This window comes from Streptomyces sp., assembly GCF_031178505.1.
In the GTDB taxonomy this organism is placed as follows: Bacteria; Actinomycetota; Actinomycetes; order Streptomycetales; family Streptomycetaceae; genus Streptomyces; species Streptomyces gulbargensis.
The window spans coordinates 1-5,369 of the sequence record NZ_JAPSIW010000497.1 but is presented as its reverse complement, the minus strand read 5'-3'; the positions used below and the strand labels follow the sequence as shown (position 1 = coordinate 5,369).

5 protein-coding genes are annotated in these 5,369 nt (G+C 74.2%); 1 reads left to right on the top strand and 4 read right to left on the bottom strand.

What is annotated here, in order from left to right; genetic code table 11:
• The 4 genes from RIF68_RS26235 to RIF68_RS26220 all read right to left on the bottom strand — a co-directional run.
• Positions 1–1,129: acyl-CoA dehydrogenase family protein (locus RIF68_RS26235; protein ID WP_309053769.1), on the bottom strand; the 1,129-nt coding region annotated here is incomplete at its 3' end.
• A gap of 134 nt (positions 1,130–1,263) precedes the next feature.
• Positions 1,264–2,709, bottom strand: a complete 1,446-nt coding sequence (locus RIF68_RS26230) for an aldehyde dehydrogenase family protein (RefSeq protein WP_309053768.1) — start codon at positions 2,707–2,709, stop codon at positions 1,264–1,266.
• A 117-nt stretch (positions 2,710–2,826) separates the two neighbouring features.
• Complete coding sequence (locus RIF68_RS26225) at positions 2,827–3,804, bottom strand: PQQ-binding-like beta-propeller repeat protein (protein WP_309053767.1); 978 nt, start codon at positions 3,802–3,804, stop codon at positions 2,827–2,829.
• A 60-nt stretch (positions 3,805–3,864) separates the two neighbouring features.
• Positions 3,865–4,836 (bottom strand): EamA family transporter, encoded by a 972-nt coding sequence (locus tag RIF68_RS26220; RefSeq protein WP_309053766.1) that lies wholly within the window; start codon positions 4,834–4,836, stop codon positions 3,865–3,867.
• A 132-nt stretch (positions 4,837–4,968) separates the two neighbouring features.
• Here RIF68_RS26220 and RIF68_RS26215 point away from each other — a divergent pair, with 132 nt between their 5' ends.
• Positions 4,969–5,166, top strand: a complete 198-nt coding sequence (locus RIF68_RS26215; RefSeq protein ID WP_309053765.1) for a hypothetical protein — start codon at positions 4,969–4,971, stop codon at positions 5,164–5,166.
• Positions 5,167–5,369: the final 203 nt, after the last annotated feature.

Genomic DNA, 5,369 nt, shown 5'->3' with positions numbered 1-5,369 from the left:
TCTCGGAGCCGTACAGCTTGGCGAGGGCGGCCTCGATGCGGATGTCGTTGCGGTTGTCGTCGGCCATCTGGGAGGCGAGGTCGACGACGGCCTCCAGGGCGAAGGCGGTGGCCGCCATGAAGGAGATCTTCGTGCCGACGGCCTCGTGGCGGGCGACCGGCTTGCCCCACTGCTCGCGGACGGCGGTCCACTCCCGGGCGATCTTCAGGCACCACTTGGCGGCGCCCGCGCAGGCGGCGGGGAGGGAGAGCCGGCCGGTGTTGAGGGTGGTGAGGGCGATCTTGAGACCGGCACCCTCGGGTCCGATGCGGTACGCGGCGGGGACCCGGACGCGGTGGAAGCGGGTGACGCCGTTCTCCAGGCCGCGCAGGCCCATGAAGGCGTTGCGGTGCTCGACGGTGATGCCGGGCGAGTCGGCCTCCACGACGAAGGCGGTGATGCCGCCCGGGTGCCCCTCGGAGGCCGGGACGCGGGCCATGACGACGAGCAGGTCGGCGACGACGCCGTTGGTGGTCCACAGCTTCACGCCGTCGAGGACGTACGTGTCGCCGTCCGGCACGGCAGTGGTGGCGAGGCGGGCCGGGTCGGAGCCCACGTCGGGCTCGGTGAGCAGGAAGGCCGAGAGGTCGGTACGGGCCAGGCGGGGCAGGAAGGTGTCCTTCTGCTCCTGGGTGCCGAAGAGTTTCAGCGGCTGCGGTACGCCGATCGACTGATGCGCGGAGAGCAGCGCGCCGACGGCGGGGCTCGCGGAGCCGACGAGCGCGAGGGCGCGGTTGTAGTACACCTGGGTGAGGCCGAGGCCGCCGTACTTGGTGTCGATCTTCATCCCGAGCGCCCCGATCTCCTTCAGTCCGGAGATCGTCTCGTCGGGGATGCGGGCCTCCCGGTCGATGCGGGCGCCGTCGATCCGGGTCTCGCAGAACGTCCGGAGCGTGGCAAGGAAGGCCTCTCCGCGCCGTACGTCCTCCTCGGCGGGGAGCGGGTGGGGATGGACGAGGTCGAGGCGGAAGCGGCCGAGGAAGAGTTCCCTGGCGAAGCTCGGCCTGTGCCAGTCCTGCTCGCGCGCGGCCTCGGCGACCTGCCGGGCCTCGCGCTCGGTGACCTTGGGCCGCTGAGTGGGTGCGGACATGCTCACCTCCTGGGGCTATGTCCGTCGTACCCGATCCGCGCGGGTCCCGAAAGACGAGAAGACGGCCTGAGCCCCCGCACAGTGGGCTCAGGCCGCCTGGTCTCGTGGACCGTACCGGCGCGCGGCGGTACGGACTACAGGGCGAGGCCCGTGAGGACGAGGACGCGCTCGTAGGTGTAGTCGTCCATGGCGTACTTGACGCCCTCGCGGCCGACGCCGGAGCGCTTGGCGCCGCCGTACGGCATCTGGTCGGCGCGGTAGGACGGGACGTCGCCGATGATCACGCCGCCGACCTCCAGGGCGCGGTGGGCGCGGAAGGCGGCCTGCAGGTCGTGGGTGAAGACGCCGGCCTGGAGGCCGAAGTCGGAGTCGTTGACGGCGGCGAAGGCCTCGGCCTCGCCGTCCACCTTGGCGACGGTCAGGACCGGGCCGAAGACCTCGGCGCGGGCCAGGGTGACGCCGGCCGGGAGGTCGGTGAGGACGGTCGGGGCGTAGGTGGCGCCCTCGCGCTTGCCGCCCGCGAGCAGCTTGGCGCCGGCCGCGACGGCCTCGTCCACCCAGGCCTCGACGCGCTTGGCGGCGTTCTCGTCGACGAGCGGGCCGACGTCGGTGGCGTCGTCCGCCGGGTCGCCGGTGACCTGGGCCTCGACGGCGGCGACGATCTTCGGCAGGAGGCGGTCGTGGACGGAGGCGTCCGCGATCACGCGCTGCACGGAGATGCAGGACTGGCCGCCCTGGTAGTTGGAGAAGGTGGCGATGCGGGTCGCCGCCCAGTCCAGGTCCTCCTCGGAGGACCAGTCGGACAGGACGACGGCCGCGGCGTTGCCGCCGAGCTCCAGGGTGCAGTGCTTGTGCGGCACGGACTGCTGGATGGCGTAGCCGACCGTGTCCGAGCCGGTGAAGGAGATGACCGGGAGGCGCTCGTCCTGGACCAGGGCGGGCATGCGGTCGTTCGGCACGGTCAGGATCGACCAGGAACCGGCCGGCAGGTCCGTCTCGGCCAGGATCTCGCCCAGGATCAGGGAGGAGATCGGGGTCGACGGGGCCGGCTTGAGGATGATGGGGGCGCCGACGGCGATGGCCGGGGCGACCTTGTGGGCGCTGAGGTTCAGCGGGAAGTTGAACGGCGCGATGCCGAGGACGACGCCCTTGGGGATACGGCGGGTGAGCGCGAGGCGGCCGACGCCGCCGGCCTCGGTGTCCAGGCGCTGGGCCTCGCCGCCGTTGAACCGGCGGGCCTCCTCGGCGGCGAAACGGAAGACGGAGACGGCGCGGCCGACCTCACCGCGGGCCCACTTGATGGGCTTGCCGTTCTCGGCGGAGATCAGCTGGGCGATCTCCTCGGTGCGCTCGGCGAGCCGCTTCGACACGTGGTCGAGGGCGGCGGCGCGGACGTGCGCCGGGGTCGCGGCGAACTCGTCGACGACGGCGTGCGCGGCGGCGACGGCCTCCTCGACCTGGGCCTCGGTGGGCACGCTGACCTTGCCGACCAGACGTCCGTCGTACGAGTTCGTGACGTCGAAGGTGGCGTCGCCGGTGGCCTCGCGGCCGGCGAGCCAGAAGGCGTGGGTGGTCGTCATTGCGTACCGGCCCTTTCCGTTTCGGGGGTGGTGCGAGGGGGTGTTCTCGCGCTCTCGTGCCACGTTAGGGCGAAGCGGGCGACGGGCCGCTTGTCCGTGGTGGAGTGGTGGGCGGCTTCATCTGTCCGCTTTGGCCGAAGGGTGGGGAAGTCGTGGCCTCACCCGTAACGGAGTCGTGGACGGAGCACTCGTCGGGATACTTCCGGGAGTGGGTGAAGACCGTCGCGCGGCCCCCTCCCGCGTGCAGAGCCGCCGTCTCCTGCCACGCGCTCCCGGCCGACGGGGCGGCGGGCGCCGAGCGGAACGGTCCACCGCGCCGTGCCGCCGGCCGGGTCGAAGGCGGCGGGCCCGGCCTGGGTGGCGCAGGCCAGCGGCACCAGGACCTGCTTCGGGGAGACGGCGAGACCGCCGGGGAGGCAGCCCTCCGGCACGGCGGCCTTCCAGCGCGGGGCGCCGGTCCGCAGGTCGAAGGCCCGCACCGCCCGGTCGCCGGGCAGGAGGGGCCGCGTGCGCCGGTCCGGTTCCTCGTTCCCCCTGCCCGCCCTCGTCGCGGACCACGGCGAGGCCGGCGCCGGTGGCGAGGACGTCGTCGCCGTCCTTCGGGTCACCGCCTCCCGGCAGGCGGCCGGTGCGCCACAGCTCCCGGCCGTTGCGCAGATCGATCGCGGCGACGGTCGAGCATCCCTCGCCGTCCCCCGCCCCGGCGGCCTCCTGGGCCTCCAGCGGCTCCATGGGGCCGACGAGGGCGACGGAGTCGGCCGCGTCGGAGGTGGCGCAGATCTCGGCACGGCCCGGCACGGCGTGCTCCCAGCGGCGCTCGCCGGTCCGGGCGTCGAAGGCGGTGACGGCGTCGAAGCGGCTGCGGACCACCGTGTCGCCGACGGCCCAGGCCCGGTGGCCGTACGCGGCGGCGGTCTTGTCGTACGGCGTCTCCCGGACCCGCTCCATCGCGTCACCCGGCAGGTGCCCCATGTCCGAGGCGACGCACGAGGCGACTCCTCCGACAAGGGCCGTCGGGACGCCGACGAGGACCAGCACGGCGGCCGCCCGTCCTCCCCGTTCCCGCCACGTGCCCCCGGTCGTGCGTTTCGGCATGCGGCTCCCCACCCCTGGCCCACTCGGTCGTTCGAACGCCCGACGGATCAGGGGGGTGGATCACGTGCGCCGCTCGGTCGAGACGATGAGACAGACACCGGCGACGACGATCGCGCCGCCGAGGACGATCGGCCAGGTCAGGGCCTCGTTCAGGACGAGAGCGCCGAGGAACACGGCGACGACCGGGTTCACGTAGGCGTACGTGGCGACGAGCGAGAGCGGGGCGGCCTGAAGCAGCCAGACGTAGGCGGTGAAGCCCACGAGGGAGCCGACGAGCAGCAGATAGGCGAGGCCCGCCCACGAGCGGCCCGAGATCGCGCCGAGGTCGAGGCCGTGGTGCTCGCCGCGCAGCAGGCCGATGCCGAGGCCCGCGAGGCCGCCGGCGATCATCTCGTACGCGCTCGCCGTGAAGGGGTCGGCCGGCATCGGGAGCCGGGAGGAGGCCACCGAGCCCAGCGACCAGAGCAGGGCCGCGGTGACGACGAGGAGGATGCCGCCCAGCTTCACCGTGCCGCTCAGTCCGGGAAGGGTGAGGACGCCGAGGCCCGCGAGGCCGAGCAGGACGCCGCCGAAGGCCCCGAGGCCGGGGCGCTCCCCGAGGAGGGCCCGCAGGAGGACGACCCAGACGGGGACGACGGCGATGAGCAGGGCGGCGAGGCCGGAGGAGAGGGAGGTCTCGGCGAGGACGACGAGGCCGTTGCCGCCGGGGATGAGCAGAAGCCCGACGAGGACGGCCGAGCCGAGCCGCCGGCGGTCGACCTTGAGGGCGGAGGTGCCGCGTCGCCAGGCGACGATCGCGGTGAGGATCAGCCCGGCGGCGATGAAGCGGGCACCGCTGGAGAGGAAGGGCGGGATGGTCTCCACGACGATCCGGATGCCGAGGTAGGTCGAACCCCAGACGACGTACACGATGCCGAGCGCGAGCCACACGGCGCCGGTGATCCGCCGGCGGGTGGGGCCCGCGCCGGGGGCGGTGGGCGCGGTGGGGGGCGGGGACGTCTCGGGGGCCGGATCGACGGCGGGGCTTGTCATGATCAGGAGACTAGGGAGGCGCGGTCCGCCGAGCCAACAATTTTGCCCGGATCCGGGCAGGGGCAGGGCGGATTCGGGCTCCGGGAGGGGTGGGAGGATGGGCCGACCGTTGTCGACGAAGGGGGGACGGGCATGATCCTGCTCGTCTTGATCGGTGTGCTCGCGCTCGTCGTGGCCGGGTGCGTGTGCGTGGTGTGGGCCGCCAGGGGTGGCCCGCCCTGGGTCCGGGCCGTCGCGCGGCTCACCCTCCTCGGCGGCGAGGCGGTCCGCCGCGCCCCGCGCGGGGGACGCACCTCGAACGGCGAGCCGGCCCAGGGCGGGGACGGCTGACGGCGGTACGGGGCCGGGCGCGGGTCCCGGGCCCGGCCGGCGGGTCGGGGTGCGGTCCCGGGCTCGGCGGCCAGGTCGGGGCGGGGGTGGGGCCATGGCCGGGGGGCGGGTCGCGGATCCCGGAGCCCGGTGAGGCGGTCGGGGCGCGGCGCCGGCGACGGGGTCCGGTGGGGGCGGGGAAGCCCGGTGGCGGTCGCGATCGG